Annotated in this window: 16 protein-coding genes; 6 read left to right on the forward strand and 10 right to left on the reverse strand. The window is 65.0% G+C overall.

The window, feature by feature from the left end; genetic code table 11:
* The first annotated feature begins 51 nt into the window (after positions 1-51).
* Entirely contained in the window at positions 52-1,419 is a 1,368-nt protein-coding gene (locus C5L14_RS15285) for a glucoamylase family protein (RefSeq protein WP_245443400.1), read from the forward strand.
* 96 nt (positions 1,420-1,515) lie between these two features.
* Here the strand turns inward: C5L14_RS15285 and C5L14_RS15290 are convergent, their stop codons facing one another.
* The 5 genes from C5L14_RS15290 to C5L14_RS15310 all read right to left on the reverse strand — a co-directional run bounded on the left by C5L14_RS15290 (position 1,516) and on the right by C5L14_RS15310 (position 7,613).
* The gene (locus C5L14_RS15290) at positions 1,516-2,445 is read right to left on the reverse strand and encodes an ABC transporter permease (RefSeq protein ID WP_105862906.1); all 930 of its coding nucleotides are present in this window, start codon (positions 2,443-2,445) and stop codon (positions 1,516-1,518) included.
* On the reverse strand, positions 2,442-3,995 hold the full coding sequence (locus C5L14_RS15295) for a sugar ABC transporter ATP-binding protein (protein WP_105862907.1): 1,554 nt from the start codon (positions 3,993-3,995) through the stop codon (positions 2,442-2,444). Before C5L14_RS15295 ends, C5L14_RS15290 begins: the two co-directional genes overlap by 4 nt.
* Entirely contained in the window at positions 3,992-4,882 is an 891-nt protein-coding gene (locus tag C5L14_RS15300; protein WP_105863238.1) for a sugar ABC transporter substrate-binding protein, read from the reverse strand. Before C5L14_RS15300 ends, C5L14_RS15295 begins: the two co-directional genes overlap by 4 nt.
* A gap of 86 nt (positions 4,883-4,968) precedes the next feature.
* A complete protein-coding gene (locus C5L14_RS15305) occupies positions 4,969-6,420 on the reverse strand; it encodes a xylulokinase (protein ID WP_105862908.1) in 1,452 nt (483 codons plus the stop codon).
* 74 nt (positions 6,421-6,494) lie between these two features.
* Entirely contained in the window at positions 6,495-7,613 is a 1,119-nt protein-coding gene (locus C5L14_RS15310) for a lactonase family protein (RefSeq protein ID WP_105862909.1), read from the reverse strand.
* A 297-nt stretch (positions 7,614-7,910) separates the two neighbouring features.
* Here C5L14_RS15310 and C5L14_RS15315 point away from each other — a divergent pair, with 297 nt between their 5' ends.
* The 5 genes from C5L14_RS15315 to hflX all read left to right on the forward strand — a co-directional run bounded on the left by C5L14_RS15315 (position 7,911) and on the right by hflX (position 13,292).
* Positions 7,911-8,648, forward strand: a complete 738-nt coding sequence (locus C5L14_RS15315; RefSeq protein ID WP_105862910.1) for an SDR family oxidoreductase — start codon at positions 7,911-7,913, stop codon at positions 8,646-8,648.
* Between the two features lie 166 nt (positions 8,649-8,814).
* The gene (locus tag C5L14_RS15320) at positions 8,815-10,410 is read left to right on the forward strand and encodes a CYTH and CHAD domain-containing protein (RefSeq protein ID WP_181161189.1); all 1,596 of its coding nucleotides are present in this window, start codon (positions 8,815-8,817) and stop codon (positions 10,408-10,410) included.
* A 122-nt stretch (positions 10,411-10,532) separates the two neighbouring features.
* On the forward strand, positions 10,533-11,393 hold the full coding sequence (locus C5L14_RS15325; protein WP_105862912.1) for a D-amino-acid transaminase: 861 nt from the start codon (positions 10,533-10,535) through the stop codon (positions 11,391-11,393).
* Between the two features lie 229 nt (positions 11,394-11,622).
* The gene (gene hfq, locus C5L14_RS15330) at positions 11,623-11,880 is read left to right on the forward strand and encodes an RNA chaperone Hfq (RefSeq protein ID WP_068290859.1); all 258 of its coding nucleotides are present in this window, start codon (positions 11,623-11,625) and stop codon (positions 11,878-11,880) included.
* Between the two features lie 50 nt (positions 11,881-11,930).
* Complete coding sequence (gene hflX / locus C5L14_RS15335) at positions 11,931-13,292, forward strand: GTPase HflX (protein WP_105862913.1); 1,362 nt, start codon at positions 11,931-11,933, stop codon at positions 13,290-13,292.
* Between the two features lie 73 nt (positions 13,293-13,365).
* Here hflX and C5L14_RS15340 read toward each other — a convergent pair whose 3' ends face one another.
* The 5 genes from C5L14_RS15340 to C5L14_RS15360 all read right to left on the reverse strand — a co-directional run bounded on the left by C5L14_RS15340 (position 13,366) and on the right by C5L14_RS15360 (position 18,057).
* Positions 13,366-13,884, reverse strand: a complete 519-nt coding sequence (locus tag C5L14_RS15340) for a hypothetical protein (protein WP_105862914.1) — start codon at positions 13,882-13,884, stop codon at positions 13,366-13,368.
* A gap of 152 nt (positions 13,885-14,036) precedes the next feature.
* A complete protein-coding gene (locus C5L14_RS15345; RefSeq protein WP_105862915.1) occupies positions 14,037-14,285 on the reverse strand; it encodes a YMGG-like glycine zipper-containing protein in 249 nt (82 codons plus the stop codon).
* Positions 14,286-14,598: 313 nt separating this feature from the next.
* The gene (locus tag C5L14_RS15350) at positions 14,599-16,608 is read right to left on the reverse strand and encodes a hypothetical protein (protein WP_146126922.1); all 2,010 of its coding nucleotides are present in this window, start codon (positions 16,606-16,608) and stop codon (positions 14,599-14,601) included.
* Positions 16,609-16,689: 81 nt separating this feature from the next.
* A complete protein-coding gene (locus tag C5L14_RS15355; protein ID WP_105862917.1) occupies positions 16,690-17,187 on the reverse strand; it encodes an AAA family ATPase in 498 nt (165 codons plus the stop codon).
* A gap of 150 nt (positions 17,188-17,337) precedes the next feature.
* Positions 17,338-18,057: an MIP/aquaporin family protein gene (locus C5L14_RS15360; RefSeq protein WP_105862918.1), complete on the reverse strand. Its 720-nt coding sequence runs from the start codon at positions 18,055-18,057 to the stop codon at positions 17,338-17,340.
* Positions 18,058-18,075: the final 18 nt, after the last annotated feature.

Consider the following 18,075-nt stretch of genomic DNA (forward strand, 5'->3'; position numbering starts at 1 on the left):
TAGAGATCGATCAGGCAGCCTCTTGGCTTGCAACGGGTGAAAGACGGGACGATGGCAAAGGACAAGGCCGGCAAGAAGAAGCCCTCGAAGGGCGACAAGAAGATCGCGGCGGAGAAGGCGGCCAAAGGCATGACCAAGGCCGGGCCGTTCTACAAGGCGGCCGATCTCATCGACCTGCCTGACGAAGAATTGCTGGAAGCCGTGCAGCGCCAGACCTTCCGTTTCTTCTGGGAGGGTGCGGAGCCGGTGAGCGGCATGGCGCGCGACCGCACCACCCGCACCGTGGATACGCCCAACGATCTGGTGGCGATCGGCGGGACGGGTTTCGGTATCATGGCCATGATCGTGGCGATGGAACGGGGCTGGATCAGCCGCGCCGAAGGGTTGGAGCGGTTGACGAGGATCGTCGATGTCATCGAGCCGACCACCTGTTTCCACGGCGCCTATTCGCATTTCATGCATGGCGAGACCGGCAAGGTCTGGCCGTTCAGCCGCAAGGACGATGGCGGCGATCTCATCGAAACCGCCTTCCTGTTCCAGGGCCTGCTCTGCGCCCGGGAATATTTCGATGCCGCCACTCCCGCCGAGACGAGGCTGCGCCAACGTATCACCGGGCTATGGGGCGAGATCGAGTGGAACTGGTATACGCAGGGGCGCCATGCGCTCTATTGGCATTGGAGCCCCAATAACGGCTTCGTGCTCGACCATGACATCCATGGCTGGAACGAGTGCCTGATCGCCTATGTGATGGCGGTATCGGCGCCGCGCTATCCCATCGATCCCGCCGCCTATCATCGCGGCTTCGCGGCCAGCAAGGATTTCGGCGCACCGCGCCGCTATTACGAAATCGAATTGCCGCTGGGCCCTGACAGGGGCGGACCGCTGTTCTGGGCGCACTATTCCTTCATGGGGCTCGATCCCCGGGGCCTGAAGGATCGCTACGCCGATTATTGGCAGCAGAACGTCGCCCACACGATGATCAATTATCGCCATTGCGTGCTCAATCCGCATGGCCATAAGGGCTATGGGCCCGACTGCTGGGGGCTGACGGCGAGCGACGATCCGGACGGCTATGCCGCCCATCAGCCGAGCGAGGACAATGGCGTGATCAGCCCGACGGCCGCCCTGTCGAGCTTTCCCTATGCGCCGAAGGAGGCGATGGCGGCCCTGCGCCACTTCCTTGCCAAATATGGCGACAAGGTCTGGGGACGCTTTGGTTTCGTCGACGCCTTCAGCGAGGAGCGGGACTGGTTCGCCGACACCTTCCTGTCGATCGACCAGGGCCCCATCATCGTGATGATCGAGAACTATCGCACGGGCCTGATCTGGAACCTGTTCATGCGCATTCCCGAGATCCAGGGCGGTTTGCGCAAGCTCGGTTTCGAAAGCCCATATCTCGAGGCGGGAGCAGGGGCCTGAGTGAGGGCGTGCCTGTCATCCCGCGCACGGTGCGGCATGAAATGCTGCGCCGCACTACTGCGTGCTGCAGCGCGTCCGGGATGACACTCACCGTCATTACTCCCGCCCGCGCCCGACATTGCGCACCAGCACTGCAGCCAGAATGATCAGTCCGGTGAGGATGTCCTGCATGTAGTTGGGCACGCCGAGAATGGTGAGGCCGTTCGCCACCACGGCGATGATCACCGCGCCCAGCAGGGTGCCGAGCGCGTTGGCGTCGCCGCCGCGGAAAGCCGTCATGCCGAGAAAGGCGGCGGCATAGGCCTGGAGCAGGAAGCCGTTGCCGCCGGTCGGGTGGGCGCTGCCCAGCCTTGCCACCAGCAGCAGGCCGACAAGCCCGGCGAACAGGGTGCAGATCGCAAAGCCGAGTACCGTGCTGCGCACGATCGGCACACCGGTCAGGCGGGCGGCCTCGCGATTGCCGCCGATGGCCGCCATGCGCCGGCCGGACTCGGTGTAGTCCAGCAGGACGACGCAGAGCGTCGTCATGGCGACGGCCCACAGCGTCAGCACCGGCACCCCGGCCAGCGAGCCGCGCCCGAGATCACGGAAGCCGGGTGGGATGTTGCCGAACAGCGTGGCGCCGTCGCTGATCCAGAAGGTGAAGCCGCCGACCACGGTGCCGATGGCCAGGGTCGCGATGAAGCTCGGCACCCTCAGGCGTGAGACGAGATAGCCGCTGATGCACCCGACCATCGCCGAGGACAGCAGCGTGGCGAGAACGGTGGCCGGAATGCCCCAGCCTTGAGCGAACAGGCTGACGGCGAGGATGCCGGCCCAGGATACCACCGCGCCGACCGAGAGGTCGAATTCCGACAGCACCATCACACAGGTCGCGCCGAGCGCCACGATGGCCAGCAGCGAAGATTGCTGGGTGATGTTGATCAGATTGGAGGCCTGGGCGAAGGAGCCCGGCGACAGCGCCGCGAAAACCCCGAGGATGACAAAAAGGCCGAAAAGCGTGCCGTAGCGGGCGGTGAAGTTCAAGCTGTCCTCCGGGAATGATCGGCCCGATGCGGTCTTGCCGTGCCGAAGGTTGCCGCGAGCACCTGCTGGCGGGTCAAGCCGGCTGTCGGTGCGTCCAGTGCGATCTCGCCCTTGACCATCACCAAGATGCGCCCGGCCAGGGCGAACAATTCCTCGATGTCGCTGGTGGCAAACAGGATCAGGGTGCCGTCGCCTGCGAGCCGGCGGCAAAGGGCGTGAATCTCGGCCTTGGACCGCACGTCGACACCCCGCGTCGGCTCGTCCAGCAGGAAGAGGCGCAGGCCCGGCCTGAACCAGCGCCCGATCAGCACCTTTTGCTGATTGCCGCCGGACAGGGTGGCGATACGGTCGGCGAGGCGGCTGTAGCGCACGGCGAGCCGCTCCAGCATCGTCCCGGCATTGCGCCGCAGGGCGGGCCAGGACAGGAAGGGCAGGCCGGCCACGGCGCGACCGTCGGAAAGACGCGGCAGGGCAGCATTGTCGAGAATGGATTGGCCGAGCACCAGGCCGCTGCCGCGGCGGTCTTCCGGCGCAAAGGCAACGCCCGAGCGAATGCGGGAGGGAATGCCGCGCGGCGGCAGCGGGCGCCCGGCCAGAGACAGCTTGCCGCTTGCCTGGGGCATCGCGCCCCAGAGCGCTTTCAAAAGGCTGGAGCGTCCGCTGCCGACGATCCCGTAGACGCCGATGATTTCGCCGCCATGGGCGCGCAGATGCAGGGAGCCGTGCCGGGGCGAGGGGGAAAAACCGTCGAGCTCGAGCAGCTTTCCGGCCTGTATTGCCGGAGGCGGAACGGCGTCGCGGAGCTGGGCATCGCCCGCCATCATCGCCACGACGGCGTCGGGCGTGGTTTCGCCGATCAGGCCTTGGCCGACGGTGACGCCGTTGCGCAGCACCGTGTAATCCTGGGCGAGTTCGAACACTTCCTCCATGCGGTGCGAGACAAAGATCACGGCGCATCCCGCCTGCGCGAGAGTGGCGACCACCTTTCGCAGGATGCCGGCCTCGCTTTCGCTCAGGGAGGCCGTCGGTTCATCCAGCACCAGGATCCGGGCCTCGTCCATCAAGGCTCGCAGGATCTCGACCAGTTGGCATTGGCCCACCGAGAGATGGCGCACCGGCACATTCAGCGGCAGGGCGATGCCGAGCCTGTCGCGTATCGCCGCCAGGCGGCGATGCATGGCCTGCCGGTCGATCAGGCCGAAACGGCGCGGATAAGGCCGGCCGACAAAGGCGTTTTCGGCGGCGGTGAAACCCGGCACGAGGTTGAGTTCCTGATGCACGAAGCGCAGGCCCGCCGCCTCGGCTGCCCTGGGATCCGCGGGAGCGTACGAGACCCCGTCGAGCCGCATCGCGCCGCCATCGGGGCGATAGACACCCGACAGGCATTTGAGCAGGCTCGACTTGCCGGCGCCGTTCTCGCCCAGCAAGGCATGAATCCGGCCCGGCGCGATGCTGAGATCGACGCCATCGAGGGCGCGTACCCCGCCGAAACGCTTGTTCAGGCCGGTGATCTCGAGCCGCGGCACGGGGCGGCCGGGAGGCTGGTTCATTGCGGACAAGTCACGCCCAGGCTTGCCCGGTCGACGACCTTGGCCTCGACCTGGATTTCCTGTTTGCTGACGGGCTTGCCCTCCAGCACGTTGGCGATTTCCGTCACGGCGCTATGCGCAATTCCCGGAAAATCCTGGCGGACGGTGGCGATCAGGTCGGTGCATTGCTTGATCAGATCCACGGCCTGCGGATTTCCGTCGATACCCGCGATCACCATCTTGGAATCGGGCGCGTCGCTCTGCTGGGCGAGGAGGGCGCCGATCGCCGGCTCGTCCCAAGCGGCCCATACGCCGTCGATCTCGGTGCCGTGCTGGCGAATGAAGGTTTCCATGGCGAGGCGGGAATCGTCGATCGGGCCGGGGACCTTCACATAATGCTCGGCGATCACCTTGATGCCGGGATTGGCCGCCAGCGCCTTGTCGAGCGCGAGTTCGCGCTGATGCACGCCGGGATGGGCCGAATAGTAGAACTTGACGATATTGCCTTTGCCGCCCAACTGCTTGAAGAGCTTGTCCGACAGGATGGTGCCGAGCGCGAAATTGTCGGTGGCGATGCTGGCCGTCACGCCGGGTGCCAGGGCGCCGTCGAGGGCGAAGACGGGAATCTTCTTGGCGGCCGCGGCCGCGACCTGATCGCCGATCTGCTTGGGGTCGACGCTGACCAGGACGATGGCCTTGACGCCGGCATTGGTGACGTCCTCGACCCGGCTCGCCAGCTGCTGAAGGTCGCCGCGGGTATCGACGACATTGACATTCCAGCCCTTGCCGGCGGCGTCCTTCTTGAAGGTTTCGACGATCTCGTTGGTGGCGACCGAGCTGATATAGGGCGTCAGTACGGCGATATCTTCGGCATGGGCCGCGTTCGCGACGACGCTGGCCAAGGTCATGGCCAAGATTGAAACACCGATCTTCACGTGGATCCCCCGATACCCTTGTTCCCCGGGCCGATCTCCCGGGCAGTTTGTTTGCGTTGCTATGGCATAGTCCGCGGCAGTTCGCGCGCGAAATCCGACCCGGCGCGGTAGCTGTGATAGCGCCGATCCGCGGCTTCAGCGCGAGAAGGATGAGGCTCGACCGTGACGCCGCCCGCTAGCTCTCGCACGGGCTCGAAGCCGAGCCTGGGGGCGAGCATGCGGTAAATGCCGAGCGCCGGCATCTCCTGGCTGGCGGCCGGCACGATCACGGGCCGGTTCAGTGCATCTGCCAAAAAGCGTTGCTGCAACGGGCTGCGGGCGCCCCCGCCGATCGCCGTCAGCGGCTGGCATGGCAGGCCGGCGGCTTCCAGATTGTGGCGGATGGCAAAGGCGATACCCTCCAGCACGGCGCGGCACAACGCGCCCGGGCCGTGACCGCGATCGAGGCCGAGGAAGGCGCCGCGAACCAAGCGATCCTCAAAGGGAGAACGTTCGCCGAAGAGATAGGGCAGGAACAGCGGATGGGGCGCCTCGCCAGCGGCCGCGGCATGGTCAAGCAGCGCCTCCACCGGCAACGACGTAAGGTCGCTCAGCCAGTCGAGCGCCGCGCCGGCGCACAGGAAGGGCGTGATGACGATCGCGCGACCGCCCTCGACGGGATCGGCCAGCGTATAGCTGTCGCGTGGCGGGCGGGCATCGGCAAGGTCCATGGTGCCTGCAACCCAGCCGGTCGTGCCGATATAGGCATAGGCGGTGTTGGGCGCATCGGCGAAGGCGCCCCAGGTCGCCGCTGCGCCATCGCCCGCACCATTGTAGACGGGGATGTCGCGCGGCAGGCCGAGGACGGCAGCGGCCTCAGCCGTCAGCTGGCCGGCGAGCGCGTCCGCAGCCAGGATTTTCGGCATCTGCGCAGGCCCGACGCCGGCCGCCGCCAACAAGGTCTCGTCCCAGGTACCGCTGGCGATGTTGTAGAGCCCGGTGGTCGTTGCCGTAGTGGGGTCGATCACGCTGGAGCCGGTCAGGCGCCGGATCACCGCGTCCTTGGCCCCGAAGAGAAAGCCCGCGACGGCATCGAGCGGCAGGCCGGGAAGGAAGCGCTCGAGCCGCATCAGCTTGAGGATGGAATGGGCTGGATCGAGGTGATTGCCGGTGCGCCGGCCGTAATCGTCGGGAAGCCGGTCGCCCAATGCCGCCACTTCCTGCTGGTCGAGGCGGCGATCGGAATAGAGTATCGCGGGGCCGGTGGGCTTGCCTGCCGAGGAATGAGCGATGAGATTCTGCATGGAGCCCGCCAGGCCGATCGCGCAGACATCGGCCCGGAACGGCAGTTCGCTCACCGCTGCCTGCGTTGCGGCCCACCATTCCCGCGCATCCTGCTCGACGGAGCCGTCCGAGCGGGTCTGCGTGGTCAGGGGTCGCGTTGCCGAGGCCACGGCCGTACCGGTGCGGTCATACAGCACCGCCTTGAGGGCGGTGGAGCCCACATCGAGAATGAGAAGCTTGTTGCCCACGTCTTGCTTCCAAGGGCTCCGGTGGCCGCCGCCAATGGCGCTGCGTTCGCAATGCCGGCTTGTGGAGAAATGCCTTAGGCTTCGCCGATCTGGAGGAAAGCCACGCAGGTCGGCGTGCCGATCTGGACTTCGGTGCCGGTCGGGGTCAGCTCACCGCTCTCCCTGTTGATGGCGAAGACGACGAGCTTGTCGCTGTTCTGGCTGGCTGCCACCAGGAAGTTGCCCGAGGGGTCGATGGCGAAATGGCGGGGAAACTGCCCGCCGCAGGGCATGTTGTGCTCCAGCTCCATCCCGCCTTCGCTGTCGAGGGCGATGATGCCGATGCTGTCGTGGCCGCGATTGCCGACATAGAGATAGGCGCCATCGCCGGAAATCGCGATTTCCGAACAGAAGCTGCCGGATCCGGCCGATTCAGGCAGTGCGGAAATCGTGCTGATCAAGGTGAGCTTGGCCTGGTCCGCCTCGAAGGCGAAGGAGGACACGGTGGAATCGAGTTCGTTGGCGACGTAGAGCAGATTGCCGCGCGGATGGAAGACGAAGTGGCGCGGGCCGGCGCCGGCCGGGACCGAAGCGGCCCCGGCGCGGGCGATCGCGCCCGTCTGGGCATCGAAACGATAGACCACCAGCAGGTCGAGCCCGAGATCGGCAACCACGATGTAACGATTGTCCGGCGTAACGCGAACGCAATGGGGGTGAGGGCGCTCCTGGCGCTCCGGATCGGGTCCCGTGCCGGCATGGGCGGCGTCGCTGACCGCCGCCTTCAGGCCGCCATCCTCTCGGATCGGCAGCACGGCGATCGCCTTGTTGGGCAATTCACTTTCTGAGGTCAGGCTGTAATTGGCGACGAGCAGGAAATTGGCGTTGCGGTCGTGGCTGTTGAAGGCTGCGATACTGCCCAGCGTCGGCTGCTTGTTGATGTAGCTCAGCGTGCCGTCTGCAGGGTCGACGGCATAGGCCGACACCGTGCCCTCGTTCCAGCCGAACACTTCGCTGTTGACATGCAGGACCTTGCGCTTGGCATCGACGCCGATCCAGGTGGGATTGTCGATGCCTTCGATCAGGCCGACAGGCGCAATCGCACCGGTAGCCTGGTCGAAGGAGAAAGTGGATATGCCCTTGGCGTTGTGGGTCGGATAGTATGGCGTGGGCCGCGTGGGGCCGCCGACATAGAGATAGATGCGCTGCTCGGACATAATCCCGCCTTGTCAGACTCAGAAACTCGATGCGGCGCCGACCATATGGGACAGGGATGGCCCGGGCAACCGGGCCAGAGGTAGGTTCATGCCCTTTCGGGATGAGAACCGGAGTGCCGCTCACAACCTGCAACGATTGGCATTTGAATAAATCATACAAATGCAGGTATCAATCGGTCGGTGTATCGGCCTGCCTGAAATTGCACGTCAAGCCCACGCGCCAAGTCGACCGAACCATACGCCAAGTCTATTGAACGATGAACCGGCATTAGCCCGAACTCGACCACGGAGAGTGAAATGTCCCAATCCCTGCAGGGCAAGACAGCCCTCGTCACCGCAGCCGCCCAGGGAATCGGCCGCGCGTCGGCGATTGCATTGGCCCGTGCCGGGGCACGTGTGGTCGCCACCGACATTGCCGAGGACAAGCTGGCGGATCTCGCCGGGATTGAAGGCATCGCCGTCGAGCGGCTGGACGTGCTGTCGCCGGAAGCGATCGCGGCTTTTGCCGAGCGCCATGGCCCCCGGGCGGACATTCTCTTCAATTGCGCCGGCGTGGTGCATGCCGGCACCATTCTCGAATGCAGCGAGAAGGACTGGAACTTCGCCTTCGACCTCAACGTCACCGCGATGTTCCGCATGATCCGGGCCTTCCTGCCCCATATGCTGGGACGTGGCGACGGCAGCATCATTAACATGTCGTCGGTGGCCTCGTCGGTGAAGGGAATTCCCAATCGTTTCGCCTACCAGGCCTCGAAGGCCGCCGTGGTCGGGATTACCAAATCGGTGGCGGCCGACTATGTCGCCAAGGGCATACGCTGCAACGCCATCGCGCCCGGCACGGTCGAAAGTCCCTCCCTGCGCGAAAGGCTGGAGGCGACGGGCGATTATGAGGCGGCACGCGCCGCTTTCATCGCGCGCCAGCCGATCGGGCGAATCGGTCAGCCCGAGGAGATTGCCGATCTCGTCGTCTATCTTGCCGGTGCCACCTACACGACCGGACAGATCCATATCATCGACGGCGGTTGGACCGGCTGAAGCCGGTGGGCCGAATTTTCGGCGGTTTGCACCCTCGGCCGAGGCTAAATTTAGCCCTGGCCGTTGGTAGTATGTGACAATCCGATCTGCCATAGCTCCGTTCCGTCATGAAACTGTCATCGAGTGGCCCGGTCGGCCTGGAGGTGGCGTCTCTCGGAGTAAGGACGTGGAAACAGGCAGTAGACCCGCACCGGTAGTGCCCGCACAGACATTGCCGGCCCCGGCTGCCAATCGGGAGATCGAGCTCAAGCTGTTGGCGCCCGCCGGCAGCTTCGATTCCCTGGCGTCGGTGCCGGTCATTGCCCAGCATGCGCGCAATCGCGGCGTCTTCCGTAATTTCGAGAATGCCTATTACGACACGCCCGACCGCCAGCTCTATCGCAACAGGATCGCCCTCAGGGTACGCAAGAGCGGCAAGAGCTTCATTCAGACTCTGAAACGTCCGGCCGACGGCACCAATCCCCTGGCTCGCCATGAATGGGAAGTGCCGGTGCCGAGCCTGGAGCCGGATCTGGCCCTGCTGCCGCCCGAGGCGTTGGAAATCGGAATGGATGGCGTCGGCAAAGGCGTGCTCGAGCCCGTTTTCGTCACCAAGTTTCGCAGGCGCATCCAGGCGCTCGACCTGCCGGCTGCCAATCTGGAGCTTGCCTTCGACCAGGGCGAGATTCGGGCCGGCGAGCGCCGCGAGGCCATCAGCGAACTCGAGCTCGAACTCAAGGGCGGCGACGCCGGTGCCCTCTACGACGTTGCCCTGGCCCTGCTCGATGTCGCCCCCCTTCGCGTAGGCACGCTGGCCAAGGCCGATCGCGGCTACAGGCTCGCCTATGATCCGCCCGCCGCGGGCGTGCGGGCCAGCAAGGGCAGCATCGGTGCCGCCGACAATGTCGACGAGATCGTGGCCAAGCTGCTCGGCGACTGCCAGCGCCACATGGTGGCCAATCAGGCCGTGGTGGAGGAGGGCAGGACGCCGGAAGGCGTGCACCAGATGCGGGTGGCGCTGCGGCGCATGCGCACGGCGATTTCGATCCTCCAGCGCCAGATCGGCTCACCCACGCTCGCATTGCTGGCGGTCGAGGCCAAGTGGCTGGCGTCCACACTGGGGCCGGTGCGCAACTGGGATGTGCTGGTGGTGGATACCATTCCGGGCATTGAAACACATTGCCCAGACGAGAGGGCCTTTGCCGCCTTGCGGGCCCATGTCGAGCCGCGGCGGCTGCATGGCTATGAGCATCTGCGCGAGCTGTTCGCCGGTGCCCGCTACAATCGTTTCCTGCTGACGCTCGGGCGCACTGTCGAAAGACGCGCCTGGCGCAACGACATCGCCAGCGGTTCGCTCGGCATCCTGGCGCAGACGGCGGATGAGTTTGCCCGCCAGGCGCTCGAGCGGCTGCATCGCAAAGCCCTGAAAGGCGGGAAGCATTTCAGGCGGCTGGAACCGGTGGCCCAGCACGAGTTGCGGCTCGTGCTCAAGAAGCTGCGCTACGGCGCCGAATTCTTCCGTGGCGTCTTCGACACCAAGGAGGAGGCGCAGCGTTATCTTGCCCGGCTCGCGGACCTCCAGGAAGGGCTCGGTCTGGCCAATGACGCGGCGACGACGGGCGGCCTGCTGGCCATGCTCACCGATGACACGCAGGATGCCGCCCTGCATCGGGGCGCCGGCCTGATCACCGGCTGGCAGACTCGCGACAAGGAATTCGCCGCCGGCTCGCTGCACAAGCTCTGGAAGCGGTTTGCCCAGGGCGCGCCTTTCTGGCTGCCGTGATGGCCGATCGCGGGTTGTCACTGACCTGAATCTGCGGCACACCGTCTGAGTTGCCAAATCCTGGCCGGGTCCCGGCGGCGGCCTTCGCCGCCCGGTCCGGTCGATGCTTTCCTGAGGCTGTCATGAGCCGCATCGCCTATGTGAACGGGATCTATGTGCCGCTGCGCGACGCCTGCGTGCATGTCGAGGACCGTGGTTTCCAGTTTGCCGACGGGGTCTACGAGGTTTGCGAGGTTTTCGGCGGCCGGCTCGTCGACCAAACCCGGCATCTTGCCCGCCTCAAGCGCTCGCTCTCCGAACTGGGCATCGGCATGCCGGTCGGGGAGGGGGCGCTCAAGGTGATTCTGCGCGAGACGGTCCGGCGCAACCGTGTGCGCGACGGCCTGGTGTATCTTCAGGTCACGCGCGGCGCCGCCAAGCGCGATTTCGTGTTTCCGGCGCCGGATACGCCGCCCACTCTGGTGGTGACCGCCCGCTCCGTCGACCGCAGCAAGGCGGAGGCCGGCGCCGCCAACGGCATTTCGGTGATCAGCCTGCCGGATAATCGCTGGGAGCGGGTCGACATCAAATCCACCGGCCTTTTGCCCAATGCGCTGGCACGGCAGCGGGCCAAGGAGCGCGGCGCCAAGGAGGCCTGGTTCGTCGACAGGGACGGCTATGTCACCGAAGGAGCGGCCAGCAATGCCTGGATCATCACTCGCGAAAATACTTTGCTGACGCGCCCCGCCGAGAGTGGCATTCTGCGTGGCGTGACCCGTACCACACTGCTGGACCTTGCGCGGCGCGACAATCTGCTGGTCAGCGAACGGCCCTTCACGCTGGCGGAAGCCAAGGCAGCCAAGGAAGCCTTCGTGACGGCGGCAACGGCGCTGATCATGCCGGTGGTACGCATCGACGACACGGTGATCGGCGACGGCAAGCCGGGGGCTCTCACCGCGCGGTTGCGGGCGCGTTTTCACGAGGTGGCCGAGCGTTCACTTTAGCGTTTGGCATACCATTGCTGCTTGACAGATGATGGCTTGACCTCCATCTGCGATCATTCCGACAGATTGCGCGGAATGACGTGTTGCGATTGCAAACTTTTGCTTGCGCGACGCGGCATCCCCGTCGACTATGTAGGATAATTGCATGAAAGGCAGGCGCGTCAGCGTTGGCTGATTTTGCTTGTGCATGTCCGCGGATCAACCGCGGTCAAGGAGTTTCGGGGGTATTATGGCGGCGGAGCGCACCCAAAATCTACAGGACACGTTTCTCAACAATGTCCGCAAGAACAAGATCCCGCTCACGATCTTCCTGGTGAATGGTGTGAAGTTGCAAGGCGTTGTGACCTGGTTTGACAATTTTTGCGTGCTTTTGCGTCGCGATGGTCATTCCCAGCTGGTCTATAAGCATGCGATTTCGACGATCATGCCGGGCCATCCCGTCCAGCTCTTCGAAGGCGGTGAGATCGAAGGCGCGGACAAGCTTTGATTCTTGCCGTATCGGCGGTGGCGGGAGCGCTCCCGCCCGAAAGTTGACGTTTGACAGCAAATACTCTCAAGGATCCGGCGCATCGCATCGATGCGCATGAGCTGGAAGTTGCTTCCGGCACAAGAACCTTCGTCGTCGCTCCGGTGCTTTCTCGCCGGAGCGAGAGCGATCTCGTACGATCACCGGAAGCCAAGCTCGACGAAGCCGTCGGTCTTGCCGGCGCCATCGATCTCAATGTGGTGGGCGCCGTCGTGGTCACGCTCGGCGAAATCCGCCCTTCGACCTATATCGGCAAGGGCAAGGTCGATGAGATCAAGGCCGTCGTCGAGGCCGAGGACATCACCCTCGTGCTGATGGATTGCGCCCTGTCGCCTGTGCAGCAGCGCAATCTCGAAAAGGCCTGGGGCGCCAAGGTGATCGACCGAACCGGCCTGATTCTCGAAATCTTCGGCCGGCGCGCGCGCACCAAGGAAGGCACTCTGCAGGTCGAACTCGCCCATCTCAACTATCAGAAGGGACGTCTCGTCCGCTCCTGGACCCATCTCGAACGCCAGCGCGGCGGCGGAGGCTTCCTCGGCGGTCCGGGCGAAACCCAGATCGAATCGGACCGGCGCCTCCTGCAGGACCGTATCGTCAAGCTGGAGCGCGAACTGGAACAGGTGAAGCGCACGCGCGCTCTGCATCGCGTCAGCCGGCGCAAGGTGCCCTATCCGATCGTGGCGCTGGTCGGCTATACCAATGCCGGCAAATCGACCCTGTTCAACCGCCTGACCCGAGCCGAGGTGCTGGCGGAGGACATGCTGTTCGCCACGCTCGATCCGACGTTGCGCGCGCTCAAGCTGCCGCATGGCACCAAGGCCATCCTGTCGGATACGGTGGGCTTCATCTCCGAATTGCCGACCATGCTGGTCGCCGCCTTCCGGGCCACGCTGGAAGAAGTGCTGGAGGCCAATGTCATCCTGCATGTGCGCGATATTTCCCATGGCGATACCGAAGCCCAGGCCAGCGATGTTCGCTCCATCCTCAACAGCCTCGGCATCGAGGAGGGCACCGGGCAGGCGGTGATCGAGGTCTGGAACAAGGTCGATTTGCTCGAGGCTCCCGCGCGGGAGGCGCTGCTGACGGCGTCACGCCGCGATGGCGAGAATCGTCCGATCGTGGTCTCGGCCGTGACCGGCGAAGGGGTGCCGGCATTGCTCGATCGGGTCGAGGCGGTCGTTGCCGCCGGGCGGCTGACGCTTTCCGTCGACATCCCGCCGGCGGACGGAGCAGGCCTTGCCTGGCTCCATGCCAATACGGATGTGCTGGCCCGCGAGACCGACGAGGACGGCGTCACCCATGTCTCGATTCGCGTTGCGCCGGAGCGGGCGGAACAGGTAAGGCGGCGGTTCGGGATCTCGGCCGTTGAGTGAGCTGAGCGCTCACAATGGTTCGACAGCCTTTGATTCTCGATGACTCCGCCCGACCAATGGCCTGAGGCTGCCGTCAACACGGGCCCGGGCGGATCGTCTGGGGCCCGGTGATGGTGCAGTGGCAGTCGGATCCGTCCCAATGCACGCTGTGCGATACCCAGGAAGGGCGCCGGCCGCAGGCATGGACCGGCGGCGAGCAGGTCGGGCAGACGAAGGCCCCCGCATTGTTCAGGGTGATTTCGCCCGCTCCGTCCGCGGGGCTGGCCGCGATGCCGAAATCTCCGGTGCGGTAGAGGAAGACCTTCATCTGTCCGCGACCGTCCAGTCCCTTCCAACCGTAGATCGCGCGCGGCGTCTCCGGATCGGCTTCGACGGCCAGAAGCCTGCCGCCGGAGCCGGCCGCCTTCTGGAGGCCGGCGAAGTCGTGGATCTCCCGCAGGGAAGTAATCCACTCCTTCGTAATGGCTATGCTCGCTTCGGGTTGGCCGGGATCATGTGGCGGCCACGGTACTAGTTCCGAGGAGACTGCGGACAGGGCCGGCCAGATCGCCAGAATGATGGTTCCCGCCAAACCCGTGACCAGCCTCGACATCGAGGGCGCTCCGCTCATGCCGCACAATGACAGCCGGACTATGACGCTCGGCGGGCCCGAACGTCAAATGCAGGGCGGACTGGTACCAATATGCCTTCGTCCGGCTGGCGCACAGAGGCCTGTAGTCCAGCCGGGAGCTTGGAACGCCGGCTTCAGAACCAGCTGGTTCGCGCCGGCTCGGGCGTTGTGACGAGACCGACGACGGCGCCTGTGGTCGCCCCGATGGCACCGCCGACCAGTGCGCCGGTGGTCGGCTGGCGGGCGACCAGGCTGCCGACGATGGCGCCGCTGGTGCCGCCGATCAGGGCGCCGTTGAAGGCTCGCCCTGCCGGGCTGGAACTGCAGGAAGCGGTGCTGACGGCGAGGCCGGTGATCAGGATCAACCCGGGAAGTCTCTTCATGGTTGAGCATCCTTACGCTACGCTACGACGAATGGCTCATTTACTGAAAATTAACAGTTGGTTCCGAATCGGACAGAAGAAAGGCTTGGCCAGACAAAATTCAGCCAAATATATTAATGGCGATTGGCCGGAATGGTATTTTCGGAGGATTTACTGTCTGAATTGACGGAAATGGCGGCCGAAATAGCTGGATTTCCTGACTTTCGAGGAAGATCAGCAAGCCGTCTCCATTCTGGCGGCATGGTTAATCTTGAGGCCTCCCGAGGCTGCTGAACCAACACGGCCGGCCGTCCTGGCACGGCAGGGACGATCGCTATGGCACGGGAGCACCGGGTACGGGCAATCCCAATTTCTGGCGCAGCGCCGTCAACACTGCGTCGCCCATGGCGGCCTGACCGAGTGCGTTTGGATGAAAGGAGCCGCTGAGGGTGGCAGCCAGGACCGGCTGGGCGCGGCCGTTCATATGTGGATCGCCGCCGCTGCCCGCCAGCGTGCGCATGGTGTTGGCGGTGAGGAAGGCATCGTTCGGCGTGACAAACCAGCGCTGACGCGGGCGATAGGCTTGCCAGCGCGGTGGTGAAAACGGGGTCCAGCGTTGCCCGGTCGGTGTGCTGACCGGAAAACGGAGCCCGTCCGGGCCGTTGCTGCCGTCCGCCATGCCGGGCTGGCACAAGGCGTGGCCCTTGAACTCATCGGCGAAGCCGGTCACCACCTGCCAGCCAATGCCGGCACCGAGAGCGCGAATCTTGGCATTGAGGCCGTCGACGAAGGCGACCGAGTCCGCACCCGTGGTCGGCTTGCTGATCCGGAAGATCTCGTGAAGGTCCATACCGGCCGTGCCCGCTTCGCCGCTGGAGGCATGCGGGCAAGTGCCGCTGCCCGTGTGCAGCATTTGAGGATAGCCGGTCTGTATGATCTGGGACGCATTCAGCCCCAACAGCCGTTCGAAGGCCTGGGCCAGGATGTGATACCGGTCGGACAGCGAACTCTCCGCAGCCGTGGCATCCCGAAACGTGATGGGCCCGGCTCCCTTGATCCACAGTCTTTCGGCCGCTCGCCGAAGCGACAGGAAATGATTGCCCGCAACCAGGGCCTCGCCGGCAATGACCCGGGAAAAGCCGATATCGTTCCCGCCGATGCTGAGCAGCAGGATGTCGGGGTCCTGCTTGAAGGCTGCGCAACGTTTGAGATCGCTTTGCCAGGAAAAACGTGGGGGTGGCGAGAAGCGGTTGAAGCCCTTCAGAGGTCTGGGGCAAAGGTCACGCAAGGCGCGCATCACTTGTGGCGAAGCGTCATACTGGCCCGCCTTGCCCGGCCGGTCTTTGGGAACGTCATCGCGGGCCGCCCAGTAGCCGAGAAGCCCCTCGAAGACCTCCGCCCCCGTGCAGCCATAGCCGAGATAGGTCACACGGACATGCGGCGCTTCCAGGGCGATCGCCAGGGCGGCCTTGAGCTGGTGGGAATAGAGCGAGCGATGGCATTGCTGATTGATCCATAGGGCGCCGATCCCGAAACTCTTATCGAAATTGTGCTTGTAGCGGAGGGGGTAAAGCCGCAGCCGGCCGCGCCATCCCGATTCACCCGACAGGCGGGACGATTCCTGGAAATTGTTGACGTCGGTGCCGAGCACAGCGGCCTTGTCCGGATTGCCTTCCCCGGAGGCGAAGGAATCGCCCATGCCGAGAATGGTGACTGGCCGAATGGTCTGGCCGGGTGCTTCCGCCACGGCCGAACCGTCGGCCCTGGCGGCCAGGGTGAAGGCTGTGCCGATGGGGAGGTCGGCAAGGCGTATCTGCTTGTCGCATGCTGCCGTTGCAGCCACGGTACCATTGACCAGCCATTGACAGTCACGGCCCGCGAGGGGCTCCGTGAGGCTCGCCAGGATGTCGGCCCTGCGTGCACCGACATAGTCCTCGCCATTGGTCAGCCTGCAGGCCCAGTGTCCGCGATTGGTCGCACTGAAGCAGGTGCTGCGGACAAGGGCCGAGGCCCAGCCGAAACGCCAGATCGTTGACGGATCGCCGAAAACCTTGTCGAGTTGCCTGGCATCGGCGCGCTTTTCCAGCTCGACCTCCAGCGCCATCACGGGCCGGTTCTGGCGGTCGGCCAGGGGGAGGCCGGCATAGATGCCGGCGAGGGCACGGAAATGGTCCTCGTTGCGGAACAGGGGGAAGCGATTGGCGACTTCCCATCGGATGGCGGGCGCAGCTTCGGCCGCTCCTGCCGCACAGGCAAGGCCGAAGACGAGGGCTCCGAGACTTGCCCGGCCTCCACCATGCCGCCAGCTTGATCGTCCGGTCCTGACAACGTCCATACGTGACATGGCAGCTCCCCGCATGCGATCGGCTCACCACATTAGGGAGAAAGGCGTGATGGCGGCGTTATCGCGACGGCGGCGCTGACGTCAGCGAAGTTCGATAAACCGGAACAATGCGTCGACGGTCGCTTGCACCGGCTGGCGCGTATCGATCTCGAAATCGGCTGATTGGCGCAAAAGCGGCTCAATCGTGCCGATCAGTTCGGCAACCTTGCGGCGTTCCTCCTCGGTATGGCCGTAACCGGAGCCCGTACGGGCCGCCAGCCGCGCCAGGATGGTCGGGAGGGGAGCCGACAGCAGGACCACGGCGTCGAACAGGTGCAGGACGCCTGGCATGTTCTCGGCACAGCCGCTCACGAAGAGAGGTCCCGGGGTTGGTCGCGACAGCAGGGCCTCGACCTTGTCGAGCTGCCAGACCCAGTCCTCGCCCTGGCCGGGCGTCAGATCATCGCCCGGAGCGGCCGGGACCCAATGCGACCATTCCGCTGTGTCGAGGTCGTGGGCTTGGTTGCCGCGCGCCAGCAATTCGCGGATCACCGAAGTCTTGCCGGTTCCGGACATGCCGGTGATCAGGACGCGTTTCATGGTCGCCTTGCCTGCAAGGCGACCGGAGGGACGCCCATGATGGTTCGCAAACTGCCATGACCGGGCATAACGCTGCAATGACGGCAATAAAAATGGCCGGTCGAGCCGGCCATTTTCGGGAGCGGGACGGTTCGGTCCGGGACCTTCCCGTCACATCATGCCGGTCGCCTTGGCGAGCATGAGGGCGACGATACCGCCGATCACCGGACCGACGACGGGCACCCAGGAATAACCCCAGTCCGAGCCGCCCTTGCCGGCGATCGGCAGCACGGCGTGCGCAATGCGCGGGCCGAGGTCGCGGGCCGGATTGATGGCATAGCCGGTGGGGCCGCCGAGCGAGACGCCGATGCCCCAGACCACCATGCCGACGATGAAGGGCGCAAGATAGCCCGGCGTCGCCACGGCCTTGGAGCCGATGGCGGCGACGACGAAGAGCAGGGCGAAGCCGCCGATGATCTCCGTCACCAGATTGGCGCCATAGTTGCGGATGGCGGGGCCGGTGCAGAAAACGGCGAGCTTGAGGCCCTGGTCTTCGGTTTCGCCCCAATGCATCAGATGGGCGAGCCACACCAGGATCGCCCCGATGAAAGCGCCGATGAACTGGGCCGCGATGAAGGGAACGACATTGCTCCAATCGCCGGTCGCGGTGGCGAAGGCGAGGGTCACCGCCGGATTGAGATGGCCCGGGGCACCCGCCGCAACCGCGACGAGCACGCCGCAGAGAACGGCGAAGGCCCAGCCGGCCGTGATGACGATCCAGCCCGAATTCTGGCCCTTGTTCTTGGCCAGCAGCACATTGGCCACGACACCGTCCCCGAACAGGATGAGCGTGGCCGTGCCCATGAGTTCGCCGACAAACCCAACTGCCATGTTTTTCTTCCCTGTGTT

The sequence above is a fragment of the Labrys okinawensis genome (genome assembly GCF_002982075.1).
Lineage (GTDB): Bacteria > Pseudomonadota > Alphaproteobacteria > Rhizobiales > Labraceae > Labrys > Labrys okinawensis_A.